Source organism: Mycobacterium sp. NGS17 (assembly GCF_059813205.1).
In genome coordinates, this window is sequence record NZ_JCALED010000058.1 from 1 (window position 1) to 269 (window position 269).

Genomic DNA, 269 nt, shown 5'->3' on the forward strand with positions numbered 1-269 from the left:
GCGGGGGTGAGCGAGCCCGAGGTGGTGGTGGTGTTGCAGGCCGTGCTGGACCGTCATGCCATGTTGCGGTCGCGCGTCGGCGGGGACTGGTCGTTGACGGTGTCGCAGCCGGGTTCGGTGGATGCGCGTGGCTGCCTGCAATCGGTGCAGGTGTTATCGGATGCGGCGCTGATCGCGGCGCGCTCGCGGTTGGACCCGGCTGGCGGGGTGATGCTGCGCGCGGTGTGGGGTGCCGACACGAGTCAGCTGGCGTTGGTCGTGCATCACCT

The 269-nt window shown here is 69.9% G+C and carries 1 protein-coding gene; it reads left to right on the plus strand.

All coding sequences use genetic code 11. The features are described from left to right. Positions 1 to 269 (plus strand): hypothetical protein (locus tag AC5Y7E_RS24345; protein WP_499950974.1); only part of this gene is annotated, 269 nt, incomplete at both ends.